The following is a 15,797-nucleotide window of genomic DNA, read 5'->3' as shown; positions in this document are numbered from 1 at the left end:
GTTCCCCTTTACGTTGGTGTGGCGGTTGGACCCGATCAGTGTAACGGCCGGTCGACGCACAAGGACTCAGAGGGCGGTGGGGACCCCACAGACCCCCGCGCGGCACACCTGGACCACCGCTGCCCCGGTCGGGCCGTCGCCGCCCAGCAGCCGGGCACCCTGTTCCACGGACAGGACGAGACAGGACGTCCCCAGCTCAGCCCGCAGCGCCGACACCTGGTCCGGTGTCGCTGCGGCGACGGTGGCCTCGACCGGTCCGGCGAGGTGGCACTCCAGTGCACACAGCCACCCGCCGGCCTGGGCCAGATGCCGGTCGACGACACCGGCGTGGGCGTCGAGGATCCGGCGTGCCTCGGCCGACCACCGGGCCCCGACGGTGCGGACATCCGCGTCGTCGAGGGAGGTCGCCACCGTACCGGCCATGCTCAGGGCCTCCGCCAGCACCGCCACCGCCGCGGGCGTCGCCCCGTCGTAGGGGTCGCGCGGGCGCACCCCGGTGCCGGCGACCGGAGCCGCGGCGTCGTACCAGGTGCCGGGACCACGGTGGAAGGTGACCTGGATGTGGCGCACCAGTTCCGAGACCGCCGCGGGGACCTCCAGCGTGCCGTAGGCGGACCCCTGGTGTTCCCAGAGACGGACGAGGGCGAGCAACAGCCAGGCACAGTCCTCGAGAGTGCCCGGGGCCTGCGGGGATCCGGTGCACCGCACCACCTCGACAATGCCGCCGTCGGCGTCAGTGGTCACGGCGTGGTCCCACAGTGCGGCGGTGACCGCAGCCCCCGCCACCGGGTCGCCGGCTTCGGTGAGTGCGACCGCGGCCATGGCGTTCCACGCCGTGACCACCTTGTCGTCGACCGCGGGGCGCGGCCGGGACGAGCGTGCCTGCCGCAGGGCCCTGCGCAACTCGGGCGACAGCGGCAGCCCCTCGCGCCGGGTGAGTACGACCCGTCCGTCCACGTCCCCTTCGCCTGAGAGTCCCAGACTCTCCAACTCGCCGGGGTCCCAGGTGTAGGTGTAGCCCTCCACCCGTGTGTCGTCGACGACGGTGTCGGCGTCGAGCCCGCTGGCCAGCAGTCCCGGAACACCGGTGCCCAACCCGTGGGTCAGGAAAGACCGCGTCAGCTCGACGGCCTCGGCGACGAGCGCGTCGTCGGGTCGTCGTGCGCTGTAGGCGGCCAGGGCGCGGAGCAGCAGCGCATTGTCGTACAAGGTCTTCTCGAAATGCGGTACCGTCCAGTTCTCGTCCACGCAGTAGCGGTGGAATCCGCCGTCGACGGGGTCGACCAACCCGCCCTGCAGCAGTGCCGCCGTCGTGCGACCGACGATGTCGAGCACCTGGGTTCTCGCCGTATCGGACCCGGTGCGCTCCGCCCACCGCACCAGACCCAGCACCGCCGCGGACGGCGGGAACTTCGGTGCACCACCGAACCCACCGGTGGGGTGCTCCGACGCCCGCATCTTCTGCACGATCCGCGTCGGCAGTTCCGCGGTGACGTCCTGGGCGGCCCAGGACGCCTCGGCCCCGTCCTCTTCCCCACTGTTCTCGATCGCCTCGTTGAGCCGGGCGGTCAGCTCGTCCACCCGGGCACGTTCCTCCGACCACGTCCGCGAGACCGCCTCGAGTACCTGCCGGAACGAGGGGCGCCCCTGCTTCGGCTCCGGTGGGAAATAGGTGTCGGCAAAGAACGGCCGCCCGTCAGCGTCCGTGAAGACCGTCATCGGCCAGCCGCCCTGCCCACTCAGGGCCACAGCCGCCTGCAGGTAGTAGGCGTCCACGTCCGGATGCTGCTCCCGGTCCACCTTCACCGCCACCATGGTGTCGTTGATCCGTGCCGCGATGTCCGGGTCCGTGAAGGACTCCGCAGCCATCACATGGCACCAGTGGCAGGTCGCGTAACCGACGGACACCAGCACAGGCACACCACGCTCCCGTGCCTCGGCGAAAGGCTCCGGGCCCCACGGCTGCCAGTGCACCGGGTTGTCGGCGTGGGCCTGCAGGTACGGGGACGTCGATCCGGCGAGACGGTTGGAGTTCATGCCCACCACGGTAGCCGGAGGAGCCCGGCGGCCACAGGGACGGTGCGGAGCGGGAAGGGGGACGGCAACGACTAGAGTGGCGTCAATGACGTCTCCGACTACCCCCGCTGTCACCGGAATCACCACACAACTGGGTCCGCAGTTGTCCGGCTCGCTGACCACCGACCCGGACGTCCTCGCCTCCCATGCCACCGACGAGTCGCTCTACAGTCCCGTGGGGGCGCCCGCTGCGTTGATCCGCGCCACCACGGTGGACGACGTCGTCGCCACCCTGCGCTTCGCCCATGCCCACGGGGTCCCGGTGGTCCCCCAGGGTGCGCGCTCGGGTATTTCCGGGGGTGCGAACGCCGTGGACGGCTGCCTGCTGCTTTCCGTGGCGTCGATGAACCGCGTCCTCGAGGTCGACGAGGCCAATATGACCGTCACCGTGGAGCCGGGGATCATCAACAAGGACCTCAAGGACGCGCTGCGTCCCCACGGGCTGGCGTACCCGCCGGACCCCGGCAGCGTCGCCATGTGCTCCATCGGCGGCAATATCGCGACGAACGCCGGTGGCATGTGCTGTGTGAAGTACGGGGTCACCCGCGAGTACGTCCGTGAGCTCACCGTCGTGCTGGCCGACGGTACAGTCACCCGCCTGGGGCACCGCACGGTCAAGGGCGTGGCAGGACTCGACCTTGCGGGACTGTTCACCGGTTCCGAAGGCACTCTGGGGATCATCGTCGAGGCCACGTTGAAAGTCGTGCCCCTGGGGCCGGACCCGCTGAGCGCGTTGGCGACCTTCCCCACGGTACGGTCCGCCGCTGAAGCAGTCTCGGCCTACATGTCCACCGGAGCCACCCCCTCGCTGCTGGAGATGATGGACGCCGCCACCATCGCCATGGTCAACGAGCTCGGCGACTTCGGTCTCGACACCGAGGTCGGCGCCGTGCTGATCATGCAGTCCGACTCGGTCACCGCGGCACAGGACACCGAAGCCTTCGCCCGGGTCGCCGAAACGCACGGCGCGGCGGACGTCGCCTTCGCCGACAACCCCACAGACTCCGAACTCCTCGTCGCAGCCCGGCGCTCCGCGCAGCCCGCCTGGGAGCACTACGCACGGGCACACGGTGGAGGCCAGCTCCTCGACGACGTGTGCGTCCCCCGCTCCCGCATCGCCGAGTTCTGCGACCGGGTCGAGGACATCCGGGACGACACCGGCGCTCTGGTCACCGTCATCGGTCACGCCGGCGACGGCAACATGCACCCCTCGGTTTTCTTCGACACCGCTGACCGTGACTCCGTGACGGCCGCCCAGGACGCCTTCGACCGCATCATGGCCCTCGGGCTGGAACTCGGGGGCACGATCACCGGCGAGCACGGTGTCGGCAACCTGAAGAACCGCTGGCTGGCCACCGAACTCGACGACGGCAACCGGCGTCTGCACCGCGAGATCAAGAATGCCGTCGACCCCACCGGGGTCCTCAACCCCGGAAAGATGCTGGAGCACCTGTGAACACCGTGCCGGATTCCCTGACCGCGCTGGCTGCCGGGCTCCAGGGCACGCTGAGTACCGACCCGGACGTCATCGCCGCCTTCTCCACCGATGAATCCGTCCACCCCGGCACGGGCGACGCCCTCGCCGTCGTCCGCGCCGGGTGCGTGGAGGACGTTGCCGTGACCATGCGGTTCGCCCACTCCCGCGGGATTCCGGTGGTGCCCCAGGGTGCGCGCTCGGGACTGTCGGGCGGAGCCTGTGCCGAGCACGGCTGCATCCTGCTCTCGGTGGCGTCGATGAACCGGGTCCTGGACATCGACGAGGCGAACATGACGGTCACCGTGGAGCCGGGGATCATCAACAAGGACCTCAAGGACGCGCTGCGTCCCCACGGTCTGGCGTACCCACCGGACCCGGGCTCGGTCGCGATCTCCTCCGTCGGCGGGAACATCGCGACGAACGCCGGTGGCATGTGCTGCGTGAAGTACGGGGTCACCCGCGAGTACGTCCGCGAGCTCACCGTCGTGCTGGCCGACGGCGAGGTGACCCGGCTGGGGCACCGCACCGTCAAAGGGGTGGCCGGGCTGGATCTGGTCTCCCTGTTCACCGGTTCCGAGGGCACCCTCGGGATCATCGTCGAGGCCACGTTGAAAGTCGTGCCCCTGGGGCCGGACCCGTTGAGCGCGTTGGCGACCTTCCCCACGGTGGGACGCGCGGTGGACACCGTCGCGTCCTACATGGCCACCGGGGCACGTCCGTCGATGCTGGAGATGATGGACGGGATGACCATCGGTCTGCTCGCCGAGATCGGGGACTTCGGACTCGATGCCGAGGTCGGCGCCGTGCTGATCATGCAGTCCGACTCAGCCACCGCGGAGACCGACACCCGGGCGTTCGCGGCGGTCGCCGAGGAACACGGTGCCGTGGACGTCGCCTTCGCCGACAACCCCACAGACTCCGAGCTCCTCGTGGCCGCCCGCCGTTCGGTGCAGATCGCCAATGAACGTTATGCCGCCGCCCATGGCGGCGGCCAGATGATCGACGACGTATGCGTACCGCGGAGTCGCCTGGCCGACTTCTGCGCCGGTGTCGGGGCGATCAGGGACGACACCGGAACCACCGTCGCTCTCGTCGCCCACGCCGGTGACGGCAACGTCCACCCGTCGGTCTTCTACGATCTCGCCGACGAGGACTCCGTGGCCGCAGGAACCGAGGCCTTCGACCGCATCATGCGGCTCGGGCTTGAACTCGGGGGTACGATCACCGGCGAACACGGTGTCGGAGCCCTGAAGTCGGCGTGGCTTCCGCAAGAACTTGATGAAGCGAACCGCCGCCTGCACCGCAGGATCAAGGACGCCGTCGACCCCACCGCCGTCCTCAACCCCGGAAAGATGTTGGAGGCCCTGTGACCCGCCGTCCCCTCGCCCTGTCACCCTCGCGTGTCGGTGACTACCGGCAGTGTCCGCTGCTCTACCGCCTGCGGGCGATCGACCGGCTGCCGGAACCCAGTACCGTCGCGCAGGTCAAGGGCACACTGGTGCACGCGGTTCTGGAGGACCTGCACGGCCTGCCGCGGGAGGAGCGCACCTACCCCGCCGCGGTGAAGATGCTCACCCCGCACTGGACGGCGATGAAGGAGTCCGACGCGCAGCTTGAGGAGCTGGTGCCCGACGAATCGACGACGGACTTCCTCGTCGAGGCCCGGTCACTGGTCAAAGGCTACTTCCAGATGGAGAACCCGTCCGGCTTCGACGCCGAGTCGGTGGAGAAGTTCGTGGACACCACCCTGCCGAACGGGGTCCCGGTGCGTGGTTTCATCGACCGGGTCGACGTCGCTCCCACCGGTCAGGTGCGGGTGGTCGACTACAAGACCGGCAAGAAACCGATCCCGCGGTTCTCTGCGCAGGCGGTGTTCCAGATGCGGTTCTACGCCCTGGTGTGGTGGCGCATGTTCGACCACATCCCCGAACAGCTGCGGCTGATGTACCTGAAGGTCCGGGACGACATGGTGCTCTCCCCCACCCCCACAGAGCTCAACTACGTGGAGCGTGATCTCGGGGACATCTGGACGAAGATCGGGAGGGACGCCCGTAGCGGGGATTTCGCACCGAAGACCTCGAAACTCTGCGGCTGGTGCTCCTTCCAGGCGGTATGCCCCGCCTTCAACGGCACACCGCCCGAGTACCCGGGTGTACCGGAGGAATTCTCCTGACCGGTGGCCCCGCCTCAGGAGATACCGAGGGCGTCGACGAGGTCGAGGAACGCCGGGGCGACGGGTGTCCGCCAGACGACATCGGCCTTGGGGTCGGCACGTCCCGGACCGCCGTTGATGACGGAGACGGTCTTGCCCTGTCTCCGTGCGTCCAGGACGAGACGGTAGCCGCTCATCACCGCCAGCGACGATCCGACGACCAGCAGGCTCGAGGCCTCGGCCAGCATCCGGGACGCCCGTTGTTTACGTTCCTGCGGTACCGGTTCGCCGAAGTAGACCACGTCCGGTTTGAGAAGTACGGACCCGCACCGTCGGCACCCCACCATGGAGAACTCACGGACGTGGGTCTCGTCGAGTGTGACGTCGCCGTCCGGGTTGACCAGGGACGGATCCAGGTCGATGCTCTCGAGGTAGCCGGGGTTCTGTTCCACCAGCCGGGCGTCGAGCGACCGGCGGTCCTCGAGGTGCCCGCACCGGAGGCAGACCACCCGTGAGAGGTCGCCGTGCAGGGTGAGCAGGTTCCGGGTGCCGGCGTCGGCGTGGAGACCGTCGACGTTCTGGGTGACGACCCCGGTGACCAGCCCCGCCTGCTCGAGCTCGGTGAGAATGAAGTGCGTGAGGTTCGGGCGCGCCGCCGCCATTCGGCGCCACCCGACGAAGGAGCGCGCCCAGTAGCGGTGCGAGGCGTCCGGATCATGGCGGAACTCCTGGAACGTCATCGGCCGGTGACGGGTCAGTGACCCCGAGGGCCCGCGGTAGTCGGGGACGCCGGAGTCCGTGGACACTCCGGCACCGGTGACCACCAGGGCGGGTGACTGGCGGAGCTGGTGTGTGACCGACGACAGTGCGACCTCCGGTGACGTCGGCGTCGTGGTCTCGGAGACCACGCGGGCGATGGACCGCAGGGCCGAGCGGTGTGCCGGAGCCACGAGATCAGGGAGCATCCCCTCAGGCTACGCCCGCAAGGGCAGCCGGAACCACGGGGAGTCGGGGTGGTTCAGCACCACGGCGATGTCCCGGACGAAGCGGAGACAGGAGTCGTCCAGCCGCCCGTCAGCGACCGCGCGGCCCACCACGACACCGTCGGCGAAGTCCTCCCACGTGGGGCAGGCTGCCTGGGCGAGGCCGAGGGCCCGGGCCAGCATCCCGGAGCACTGGTCTTCGGTGACGAGACCGCCGCCGTGAGCCAACCACAGCAGGTGCACCGCGACCGAGATGTCCCAGGCGGTCGTGTCCTGCGGCGGCGTCTCCGGGAGTGCCGTGCATGCACCGTCCTGGAGGAACGGGATGATCAGGTGGTGATGCGCAGGATCGACGGGGCCGAGCACGGTGTGGGCCGCGGGACGCTCCGGGCCCGTGGTGCTGCACAGTGTTTCCAGGAGAGGTCGGTGCTGCCGGTAGGCCGCGTCACCGGCGTCCCTGAGGCGGGCGGACGCGGTGTCGAGGACGTCCTGGGTGGTACGGATGCCGAACACCCGCGCCAGGTGGTGGCGGTGAGCTTCCCCCGGGTCCACGACGAAGAGTTTCTGGAACCCCGCATTCGGGGGGTGCGCTTCCGCCGGGCCGTTGGTGACCCGGCCGTCCGTGAGCCCGTGCGGCAGGCTCAGCCCCCAGGACCGGGATGAGTCATCGCTGCGGCCGCTCTCCCAGGTCAACCGGAGACCACGTCCCGACGAGGGGACGTCCCGCAGGATGGAGCGGTAGGTGGGGGCAGTGGTGGCGGAGGTGTCGGCAGGATATGTCACACCGACAATGTTAGCTGTGCGAACTAACTGGTGGCGCGGGGACGAGGGGTGTCACCCTCATCCGGGGACCCCTGGGGAACACCCCCGCTGTCCGTTCAGGACTCGACGTACAGCTTTCCGCGCCACACCGGGTGCAGCAGGTTCTCCTTGCTGAGTACCTGGTCGACCGTCTCCGCGTCGAGCAGTCCGCGCTCCAGCACGACCTCCCGGACCGACTTGCCGGTACGGGCGCACTCCTTGCCCACCAGGTCGCCGTTGTGGTGCCCGATCAGCGGGTTGAGGTAGGTCACGATACCGATGGAGTGATCCACGTAGGACCGGCACACCTCCTCGTTGGCCGTGATTCCCACGACACACAACGTCCGCAACGTGGTGCACGCACGGGCGAGCAGACGGATCGACTCGAACAGTGACTGGGCGATGACCGGCTCCATCACGTTGAGCTGGAGCTGGCCTGCCTCGGCCGCCATCGAGATCGTCACGTCGTTGCCGAAGACCTTGAAGCAGATCTGGTTGACGACCTCCGGAATCACCGGATTCACCTTCGCCGGCATGATCGACGACCCCGCCTGGCGTTCCGGCAGGTTGATCTCGTTCAGTCCGGCGCGGGGCCCCGAGGAAAGAAGTCGCAGGTCATTGCAGATCTTCGACAGCTTCATCGCCACGCGCTTGACCACCGAGCTGGCGTTGACGTACGCCCCGGTGTCACTGGTGGCCTCGAGCAGGTCATTGGCCGCGAGCACCTTGAGCTCGGTGACCTCGCGCAGCGCGGCGACGACCTGCTGCTGGTATCCGGAGGGGGCGTTCACACCGGTACCGATCGCCGTACCGCCGAGATTGACCTCCAGCATGAAGTCCGCGGCCCGGTTGAGCTGTGACTGCTCCTCGGAGAGGTTCTGGGCGAAGGCGGTGAGCTCGTCGCCGAGGCTCACCGGCACCGCGTCCTGCAACTGGGTACGTCCCATGGTGATCACGTCGCGGAACTCGTCGCCCTTGTTGGAGAACGCCCGCTCCAGTGCGCTGAGGTGGCGGATCAGGTCCTGGAAGGCGGTGTGGATGCCCAGACGGAAACCGGTCGGGTACGCGTCATTGGTCGACTGACTCATGTTGACGTCGTCATTGGGGTTGACGATGTCGTAGCGGCCCTTGTCCTCCCCCAGGTACTCCAGGGCCAGGTTCGCGACGACCTCGTTGACGTTCATGTTCGTCGAGGTGCCCGCACCGCCCTGGTAGACGTCGATCGGGAACTGGTCCATGCACCGGTGCTCCACGAGGATCTGGTCACAGGCCCAGACAATGGCCTCCGCCTTCTCCCGTGGCAGGGCGTGCAACCGCTGGTTCGCGATCGCCGCAGCCTTCTTCACCTGCACCATGCCGCGGATGAACTCCGGCAGCTGGTTCAGGGTGGTCCGGGAGATCTGGAAGTTGTCCACGGCGCGCAACGCGTGGATCCCGTAGTAGGCGTGCTCAGGGACCTGCATCGTGCCCAGCAGGTCCTCCTCCGTGCGGAAGCTGTCGGAGGCGTGGGCGCTGAGCGAGTGGGTCTCGGCCGCCGTGATCAACTGCGTCGAGGAGGTGACGGGCGTGGATTCGGGGCGGTACTCGGGAACAGTCATGGTGGTCTGAACCTTTCGTGGTGGGGTCGACTCGTGGTGTGGTCTCAGATACGGGCGATGCGGATGTCGCTGGCGAGGATGGCCTCGGCACCCAGTGCCGAGAGATTGTCCATCAGCGTGTTGGCGTCCCGGCGGGGAACCATCGCGCGCACGGCGACCCAGTTGTCCTGGGCCAGGGGTGAGACGGTCGGCGCCGAGAGGCCGGGGGTGATTGCCGCGACGCTGTCGAGGATGTCGCGTGAGCAGTTGTAGTCGAGCATCACGTAGTTGCGTGCGTGCAGGATGCCCTCGATCCGCTTGAGCAGCACCTGCTGGCGTTCGTCGACGGAAGCTCCCCGGCGGCCCACCACCACTGCGGTGGAGCTGATCACCGGATCGCCGAACGGCCGTAGCCCCTGCTGCCGGAGTGTGCGGCCCGTCGACACCACGTCGGCGATGGCGTCCGCCACCCCCAGGCGGATGGAGATCTCCACGGCACCGTCCAACCGCACGACGGTGGCGTCGATACCGCGGGACGAGAGGTCACGGCGCACCAGGTTCGGGTAGGACGTGGCGATGCGGCGTCCCTCCAGGGCCTCCACGGTCCAGTCCTCGTCGGCGGGGGCGGCGTAACGGAACGTGGAGTCGCCGAAGCCGAGTTCGAGCAGTTCCTCGGTCTCCTCGCGGGTGTCGGCGGCGAGGTCGCGGCCGGTGATACCCATGTCCAGGTGGCCGCTGGCCACGTAGATCGCGATGTCCTTCGGGCGCAGGAAATAGAACTCGACACCGTTGTCGGCGTCGACGACGGTGAGCGACTTCGAGTCGCCGCGGCCCGGGTACCCGGCCTCGGAGAGGATCTCCGTGGCGGTCTCGGACAGCGAGCCCTTGTTCGGGACGGCGACACGCAGCAGGTCGGGCTGGTTTTCGGCAGCAGACGACGAAGATTCAGACACAGTCACAGCGGGACCCCTCAGAGGAACTTGTAGATGTCGGACGGATTCAGCCCGCGGCCGACCATGACGACCTGAAGCCAGTAGATCAGCTGCGAGATTTCCTCGGAGAGCTCCTCGTCGGACTGGTACTCCGCGGCCAGCCAGACCTCGCCGGCTTCCTCGACGATCTTCTTGCCCTGGAAATGCACGCCGGCATCGAGTGCCTCCACGGTGCCGGAGCCGGCGGGACGTTCCGCGGCACGCTGGGACAGTTCCTCAAACAGGGAGTCGAAGTTCTTCACGGCACTCATTCTGTCACATCCTGCACCGACACGGTGATGCGGTCACCCTACGCGGCTACGCCCCAGGTGTTCCCAGAAGCCCCGCAGGTCGGCAATGGTCAGACCGTCCAGATCCGTGGATCCTCCACGCAGTGTGGACACCGGCACGGCACCTGCCGGAACCTCGGTGTCGGCCGCCGGCAGCCCGACGACCCGGCACCCCGCCCGTACCGCCGCCGTCATGCCGTTGGTGGAGTCCTCGAGCACCAGGCAGTCGCCGGGCGCGACCCCCAGTCGTTCGGCGGCGGTGAGATAACAGGTGGGATCGGGTTTCCCTGCGGAGACCTCGTCACCGCAGATCGAACCGACGAACGCGTCCGCACCGATGGTCTCGAGGGCCTGGTCGGTCAAGGACCGGAAGGTGTTGGTCACCACCATCATCGGCACACCGGTGGCCCTCCCCTCCGCCAGCAGGCCCGGGACGCCGGGCAGCAGGTCGAGGCCCTGGGCGAACAGGACCGAGACCCGGTCGTAGAGCCACCTGATCCAGCCCCCGACCTCGTCGTCGGTGGGATCCAACCCCGCCCACTCCGCGCACAGGCGCACGGTCCCGTCGGCGGTGCCCCCGACCGTCGCCGCCCGCACGTCGGGAGTCAGCTCACGTCCCATGGCCGCAGCCATGGCGTATGTCGCCTCACCCCACCGTGGCTCGGTGTCGACGAGTGTGCCGTCCATGTCCCAGAGTATCGCCCTCATCCCTGCCATCATGCCCGGCTCGATAAGATCACACACCATGAGCTTCATCACCAGCGACACCGACGCCTACTTCCTGCAGGGCGGATCCTCAACCGACGACTCCGGGACCGTGTGGACCGAATACACGGCCACAGAACACACGGTGAGTCCGTGGGGACCGGACCTGCAGCACGGCGCTCCCCCGTCGGCACTGGTCACCCACGCCATCGAACGCATCGCCCCGGAGGGCGGTCGTCTGGTCCGGGTGACCACCGAGCTGTTCGGTGCGGTGCCGGTGGCACGGCTCCACGCCACCGCCCGGATCGTGAGGCCCGGGCGCCGCATCTGCTACCTCGAAGCCGTCGTCAGGGACGACGCCGGACGTGAAGTCGTCCGTGGCAGCGCCTGGTGGGTACGAACCCACGACACCACGGAACTGGAGAACCCCGACGTCCCCAGCGCGGCTGACCTGGTGCCGCTGAGTGACTCCAGCGAACCGGGCCCGGACACCCCGTTCCTCACTGCCTGGCCGGGCCCGTACACCGCGTCACTCGACATCCGTCCGGCCCCGGGCCAGCTGTGGGTACGCAGCAGGATGTCGGTGGTGGCCGGTGTCGACGACACCCCGTGGAGCCGTCTGATGTCCGTGGCGGACGTCGCCAACGGGACGGACCGCGTCCTGGACCCGAAGGAGTGGCTGTTCATGAACACCGACCTCACGGTGTCCCTCCACCGTCTTCCGGTCAGTGCGTGGATCGGCGTACGGGCGGAGGCGAACTTCGGCCCCGACGGCGCCGGGCTCACGATCGGACGGCTGTGTGACGAGCGCGGCCCCATCGGCTCGACGAACCAGTCGCTCCTGCTCCAGAAGTTCGGTTAACCGCCGGAGCAGGTCATTCCTGCTCGATGATGCGGTCGAGGTCGTCCAGTACCTGCCGGGCGTCGGCACCGACCTCCTCGCACAGGACTGTGACCAGGCTGCGGAAGTCCGCGACCTCCTCGTCCTCGTAGACGGCACCGGCATGCCGGTCGCTCAGCGCCCGCAGGGCGTCGTGTGCGGAGATCACCTGCAGGACGACCTCCCCGGACGGGTCGGCGCGCACGCCCGACACCAGCCGGTGGAGGATCTCGGCGGCCTCGTCCACCGCAGAGGTGGGGAAAGGTGCCTCCCAGAACTCCCTGTCCTCGTCCCGCAGGTAGCTTCCCGTGGCCATCGAGGTCAGGTTCTCGATGAACTCATGCCGGGCGGCGTCGGTGGCCGCCGCGAAGCTGTTGTCGTCGGAGGTGCTCACAGTGCCACCCCCAGCAGGGAGGCGCACAGGGTACGCAGCGTGGCACCGGCGGATCCGTCGGCCGGGGTGGTGTCCGCGTCCTCGTGAGGGGCCGCGGTGTCGTCCCCGGCCGTGACGCTGTCACTCCAGGCGTCGATCAACGCGACCGCACGCGGGGTGTCCAGGTCGTCCGCCAGAGCTGTCCGGACGTCAGCGACAAGGTGGTCGGCACGGGACTGCGGAAGCTGTCCGGCTGCCACGGCAGCCCGGCGCCACCGCTCGAGCCGCTGTTCAGCCCGTTCCAGGACGTCTGCGGACCAGTCGCGGTCGTGCCGGTAGTGCTCCTCGTACAGGCCCAGCCGGACCGCGGAGGGGTCGTGGCCGTCGGCGGTCAACCGGGACACGAACACCAGGTTGCCCAGCGACTTGCTCATCTTCGTGCCGTCCAGACCGATCATGCCGGTGTGCACGTAGTGGCCGGCCATCCGGTCGACACCGTGGGCGGCCTCGGCGTGGGCGGCGGAGAACTCGTGGTGCGGGAATCGCAGGTCGCTGCCGCCGCCCTGGATCGCGAAGGAGGCCCCCAGCCGGTTGGTGGCGATCGCGGAGCACTCGACGTGCCATCCGGGGCGCCCCGGGCCGAACGGGGAATCCCAGGCGGGTTCACCGTCCCGGTGGGCACGCCACACCAGCGCGTCCATCGGATGACGTTTTCCGGGGCGCTCAGGGTCCCCTCCACGCTCGGCGAAGAAGCGGCTCATCGTCTCCTCGTCGTAACGGGACTCGTACCCGAACTGCTCGGTGAAGGTGTAGTCGACGTAGATGTCCGGGAATTCGTCGTCCATCCGGTAGGCGGCGCCGACGGTGAGAAGCCGGTCCACCATGTCGATGACCTCGTCCACGGACTCCATCGCGCCGATGTAGTCGCGGGGAGGGAGGACCGAGAGTGCCTCCATGTCGGAGCGGAACAGATCGATCTGACCCGACCCGAGGTCACGCCAGTCGACTCCGTCGCGTTCGGCACGTTCGAACAGGGGATCGTCGACGTCGGTGATGTTCTGGACGTAGTGCACGCCGTGCCCGTTGTCGAGCAGCTGACGGACCACCAGGTCGAAGGTGACGTAGGTCGCTGCGTGGCCGAGATGGGTGGAGTCGTAGGGGGTGATGCCGCAGACGTAGACCCCCACCTCCCCCGTGCCGGTCAGCAGGCCGGTGTCGACCGGCAGGACGCGGTCGGCGGCGGTGTCGTGGAGTGTGAGGGGAACACCGTCACCCGCCAGGGCGGGGACGTCGGGGGTGGACCATGAACGCATGGGGCCTGATTCTAGTCACCGGAACGGTGGCGCCCACCCACCGGTCCGTCCGTCAGGCGTTGATGGTCCCGGTCGCCAGGAGAATCATCACGGCGACGCCCACCGGGATGCGCCAGAGGGCGAACCACGCGAAGGAGTGGTTGGCGACGAACTTCAGCAGCCAGGCGATCGAGATGTAGCCCAGGACGAACGCGATCGAGGTGCCGACGACCAGTTGGACGCCGCTGGCGGCCTGGCCCGCTGCCGGGTCGAAGGCATCGGGCAGGCTGAACAGCCCGGAGGCCAGGACGGCGGGAATGGCCAGCAGGAAGGAGAACCGTGTGGCGACCTCGCGGTCCAGGTTCAGGAAAAGACCCGCGGACACCGTCGCACCCGACCGGGACACGCCCGGAATCAGGGCAAGGCACTGGGCGAACCCCATGATCAGCGCGTCCTTCATCGTCAGCTTCTCGTAGGTGCGCCGGTGGGTTCCCACCTTCTCGGCCCAGATGAAGACGAAGGAGAACAGGATCAGCACGATCGCCGTGATCCACAGGTTGCGCAGGTTGTCGCGGATCAGGTCCTTGGCGAGGAAGCCGATCAGCCCGACCGGGATCGTCGCGGCGATGACCATCCACCCCATGCGGTAGTTCAGGTTGTCCCGCTTCGTCCGGTCGAAGACCCCGGCGAACCAGGCGGACAGGATGATCCAGATGTCTTTGGCGAAGAACACCAGGACGGCCAGTTCAGTACCCAGCTGGACCACCGCGGTAAAGGACGCTCCGGCGTCCTCCCCCCAGAGGAGCTGGGAGACGATACGCATGTGCCCGGAGGATGAGACGGGCAGGAACTCGGTGAGTCCCTGGACGATCGACAGGATGACGGTCTGCAGCCACCCCATGTCGGTGGTGGTGACGGCGTCGCCGGCCTCGGCGAGAGATGTGAGGAGAGCTCCATGGCAGAGAAGCGTACCTTGCCGGGGTCATGGCCTCACCTCGGGCGGGGGCGGCGTACTGCGCCGGGTGTAGTAGCGTGATTGGCGTGAGAAGCCTGGTGAACCGGCCCTGGACGTGGCCGCAGAAGAGTATGGCGGCGGTCGTGGCGCTCCCGGCGGTCGCGGCCCTGACACTGACCGGATGTGCCGAGCAGATGTTCGGTACCGACGGTGAGGACGGTCCCGACGGCGAAGGTGAGACCGTGGTGGGCGTCGCCGCAGAGCCGTCGGACTCCCCCGGTTCATCCGGGGCGTCCGACGCGACGGGGACACTCGACGACGGGGACGAGGTCCTCGGCCTGGTCCGTGCTGGTCTCGGCGACACGGTCTCGGCGGACTCCCCCGCTCCGGTCGCAGCCCTGGAACAGGGTCGACTGAGCATCGGGCCGCTCGAGGACGTCGCCGCGGGACGGGCCGACACGGTCGACGTCGACGACAGCTGCACCACCGTCACCGGAGCTGTGGACGGGGTGGTTCTGGGGTGCGGGACGTCGGTGCGCATCCTCGACGCGGAGGGCAAGGAACAACGCCGCGTCGACGCCCCGGGTGAGGTGACCTCGGCGGCAGTCCATCCCGACGGCACGGTGGCGCTGACCGTGGACTCGGACAGTGACGTGTACTGGTTCACGCCCGAGGGTGAGGAGGCAGGGTCCGAGGACATGACCGCCACCGCCAGCGCGATGCAGCTGGTCGGCAACACCCGTGACGACGAGGGCGATGACCCGCAGTGGCGGGCCGCGTTGATCGACGCGGCCCAGACCAGTGTCACCGACATCAACATCACCGACCACAGCCGAGTCGCGGCACTGCGCATCGGCCAGGGGGTGGGTACCGTCTCGGCGGGGACCGCGGCGGACGGTGTGCTGGTCGCGTCCGACGCGCGCCGCAACCAGGCACTGGTCTACACGCTCACCGACGTCATCCGGCACACCCAGTCCGTCCCCACCGGCGAGGGGGCCTGGGCGGTGCTGTGGGATTCGGAGCGCGAGGTGATGTGGGTGTCCACCACCGGAGACAACATGTTGACCGGCTATGAGTTGTCCACCGGGACCCCGGTCGAGGTCGGGCAGGTGCCCACCGCGCCCGACGTCCGACACATCATCGATGACGGCAGCGGGGATCTGCTCCTGGTGACCGCCGACGGCACACGTGAACTGATCTCCTCTGCCGACCTCCCCCGAAAGGACTGACCCCGTGTCCCCTGTGTCCCCTGTGACCTCTGTGAC

Annotated in this window: 15 protein-coding genes; 5 read left to right on the top strand and 10 right to left on the bottom strand. The window is 68.5% G+C overall.

Annotated elements, in window-relative coordinates; all coding sequences use genetic code 11:
• Positions 1-66: 66 nt before the first annotated feature.
• The gene (locus tag BJF89_RS15775; protein ID WP_075816019.1) at positions 67-2,037 is read right to left on the bottom strand and encodes a thioredoxin domain-containing protein; all 1,971 of its coding nucleotides are present in this window, start codon (positions 2,035-2,037) and stop codon (positions 67-69) included.
• 85 nt (positions 2,038-2,122) lie between these two features.
• Between BJF89_RS15775 and BJF89_RS15770 the strand changes: the two genes are divergently transcribed.
• The 3 genes from BJF89_RS15770 to BJF89_RS15760 are packed head-to-tail and all read left to right on the top strand — an operon-like array spanning position 2,123 to position 5,726.
• Positions 2,123-3,532, top strand: a complete 1,410-nt coding sequence (locus tag BJF89_RS15770) for an FAD-binding oxidoreductase (protein ID WP_075816018.1) — start codon at positions 2,123-2,125, stop codon at positions 3,530-3,532.
• Positions 3,529-4,923: an FAD-binding oxidoreductase gene (locus BJF89_RS15765; RefSeq protein WP_075816017.1), complete on the top strand. Its 1,395-nt coding sequence runs from the start codon at positions 3,529-3,531 to the stop codon at positions 4,921-4,923. The genes BJF89_RS15770 and BJF89_RS15765 overlap by 4 nt, the downstream gene beginning before the upstream one ends.
• Positions 4,920-5,726: a RecB family exonuclease gene (locus BJF89_RS15760; protein ID WP_075816016.1), complete on the top strand. Its 807-nt coding sequence runs from the start codon at positions 4,920-4,922 to the stop codon at positions 5,724-5,726. The genes BJF89_RS15765 and BJF89_RS15760 overlap by 4 nt, the downstream gene beginning before the upstream one ends.
• 14 nt (positions 5,727-5,740) lie before the next feature.
• Here BJF89_RS15760 and BJF89_RS15755 read toward each other — a convergent pair whose 3' ends face one another.
• From BJF89_RS15755 to BJF89_RS15730, 6 genes are all read right to left on the bottom strand, one after another.
• Positions 5,741-6,670, bottom strand: coding sequence for a Sir2 family NAD-dependent protein deacetylase (locus BJF89_RS15755; protein ID WP_075816015.1), 930 nt, complete (start codon positions 6,668-6,670; stop codon positions 5,741-5,743).
• Between the two features lie 9 nt (positions 6,671-6,679).
• The gene (locus BJF89_RS15750) at positions 6,680-7,471 is read right to left on the bottom strand and encodes a DUF1266 domain-containing protein (protein WP_075816014.1); all 792 of its coding nucleotides are present in this window, start codon (positions 7,469-7,471) and stop codon (positions 6,680-6,682) included.
• 95 nt (positions 7,472-7,566) lie between these two features.
• Positions 7,567-9,087 carry an aspartate ammonia-lyase gene (gene aspA / locus BJF89_RS15745; RefSeq protein WP_075816013.1) on the bottom strand — a complete coding sequence of 507 codons (1,521 nt, stop codon included), beginning with the start codon at positions 9,085-9,087 and terminating at the stop codon, positions 7,567-7,569.
• A 44-nt stretch (positions 9,088-9,131) separates the two neighbouring features.
• The gene (gene hisG, locus BJF89_RS15740; protein ID WP_075816114.1) at positions 9,132-9,977 is read right to left on the bottom strand and encodes an ATP phosphoribosyltransferase; all 846 of its coding nucleotides are present in this window, start codon (positions 9,975-9,977) and stop codon (positions 9,132-9,134) included.
• 59 nt (positions 9,978-10,036) lie between these two features.
• The gene (locus tag BJF89_RS15735; protein ID WP_075816112.1) at positions 10,037-10,300 is read right to left on the bottom strand and encodes a phosphoribosyl-ATP diphosphatase; all 264 of its coding nucleotides are present in this window, start codon (positions 10,298-10,300) and stop codon (positions 10,037-10,039) included.
• Positions 10,301-10,342: 42 nt separating this feature from the next.
• Positions 10,343-11,035: an HAD family phosphatase gene (locus BJF89_RS15730; RefSeq protein WP_075816113.1), complete on the bottom strand. Its 693-nt coding sequence runs from the start codon at positions 11,033-11,035 to the stop codon at positions 10,343-10,345.
• A 37-nt stretch (positions 11,036-11,072) separates the two neighbouring features.
• On the opposite strand from BJF89_RS15730, the gene BJF89_RS15725 reads away from it, so the two are divergent.
• Positions 11,073-11,894, top strand: coding sequence for a thioesterase family protein (locus BJF89_RS15725; protein ID WP_075816012.1), 822 nt, complete (start codon positions 11,073-11,075; stop codon positions 11,892-11,894).
• Between the two features lie 13 nt (positions 11,895-11,907).
• Here BJF89_RS15725 and BJF89_RS15720 read toward each other — a convergent pair whose 3' ends face one another.
• The 3 genes from BJF89_RS15720 to BJF89_RS15710 are packed head-to-tail and all read right to left on the bottom strand — an operon-like array spanning position 11,908 to position 14,478.
• On the bottom strand, positions 11,908-12,306 hold the full coding sequence (locus BJF89_RS15720) for a hypothetical protein (RefSeq protein WP_075816011.1): 399 nt from the start codon (positions 12,304-12,306) through the stop codon (positions 11,908-11,910).
• Positions 12,303-13,598 carry a cysteine--1-D-myo-inosityl 2-amino-2-deoxy-alpha-D-glucopyranoside ligase gene (gene mshC / locus BJF89_RS15715; protein WP_075816010.1) on the bottom strand — a complete coding sequence of 432 codons (1,296 nt, stop codon included), beginning with the start codon at positions 13,596-13,598 and terminating at the stop codon, positions 12,303-12,305. Before mshC ends, BJF89_RS15720 begins: the two co-directional genes overlap by 4 nt.
• Before the next feature lie 52 nt (positions 13,599-13,650).
• A complete protein-coding gene (locus BJF89_RS15710) occupies positions 13,651-14,478 on the bottom strand; it encodes an undecaprenyl-diphosphate phosphatase (protein WP_075816009.1) in 828 nt (275 codons plus the stop codon).
• 140 nt (positions 14,479-14,618) lie between these two features.
• Here BJF89_RS15710 and BJF89_RS15705 point away from each other — a divergent pair, with 140 nt between their 5' ends.
• Positions 14,619-15,761, top strand: coding sequence for a hypothetical protein (locus BJF89_RS15705; protein WP_255372697.1), 1,143 nt, complete (start codon positions 14,619-14,621; stop codon positions 15,759-15,761).
• Positions 15,762-15,797: the final 36 nt, after the last annotated feature.

Origin of the sequence: Corynebacterium sp. CNJ-954 (assembly GCF_001942345.1) — a bacterium.
Taxonomy (GTDB): Bacteria; Actinomycetota; Actinomycetes; order Mycobacteriales; family Mycobacteriaceae; genus Corynebacterium.
The sequence above is the reverse complement of the archived record's forward strand: the minus strand, read 5'-3'. Positions and strand labels throughout refer to the sequence as shown.

Coding starts and splice junctions, on each gene's coding strand:
- BJF89_RS15775 (WP_075816019.1), bottom strand. CDS start 2,037: ATGAACTCCAACCGTCTCGCCGGATCGACGTCCCCGTACCTGCAGGCC.
- BJF89_RS15770 (WP_075816018.1), top strand. CDS start 2,123: ATGACGTCTCCGACTACCCCCGCTGTCACCGGAATCACCACACAACTG.
- BJF89_RS15755 (WP_075816015.1), bottom strand. CDS start 6,670: ATGCTCCCTGATCTCGTGGCTCCGGCACACCGCTCGGCCCTGCGGTCC.
- aspA (WP_075816013.1), bottom strand. CDS start 9,087: ATGACTGTTCCCGAGTACCGCCCCGAATCCACGCCCGTCACCTCCTCG.
- BJF89_RS15730 (WP_075816113.1), bottom strand. CDS start 11,035: ATGAGGGCGATACTCTGGGACATGGACGGCACACTCGTCGACACCGAG.
- BJF89_RS15725 (WP_075816012.1), top strand. CDS start 11,073: ATGAGCTTCATCACCAGCGACACCGACGCCTACTTCCTGCAGGGCGGA.
- mshC (WP_075816010.1), bottom strand. CDS start 13,598: ATGCGTTCATGGTCCACCCCCGACGTCCCCGCCCTGGCGGGTGACGGT.
- BJF89_RS15710 (WP_075816009.1), bottom strand. CDS start 14,478: ATGGGGTGGCTGCAGACCGTCATCCTGTCGATCGTCCAGGGACTCACC.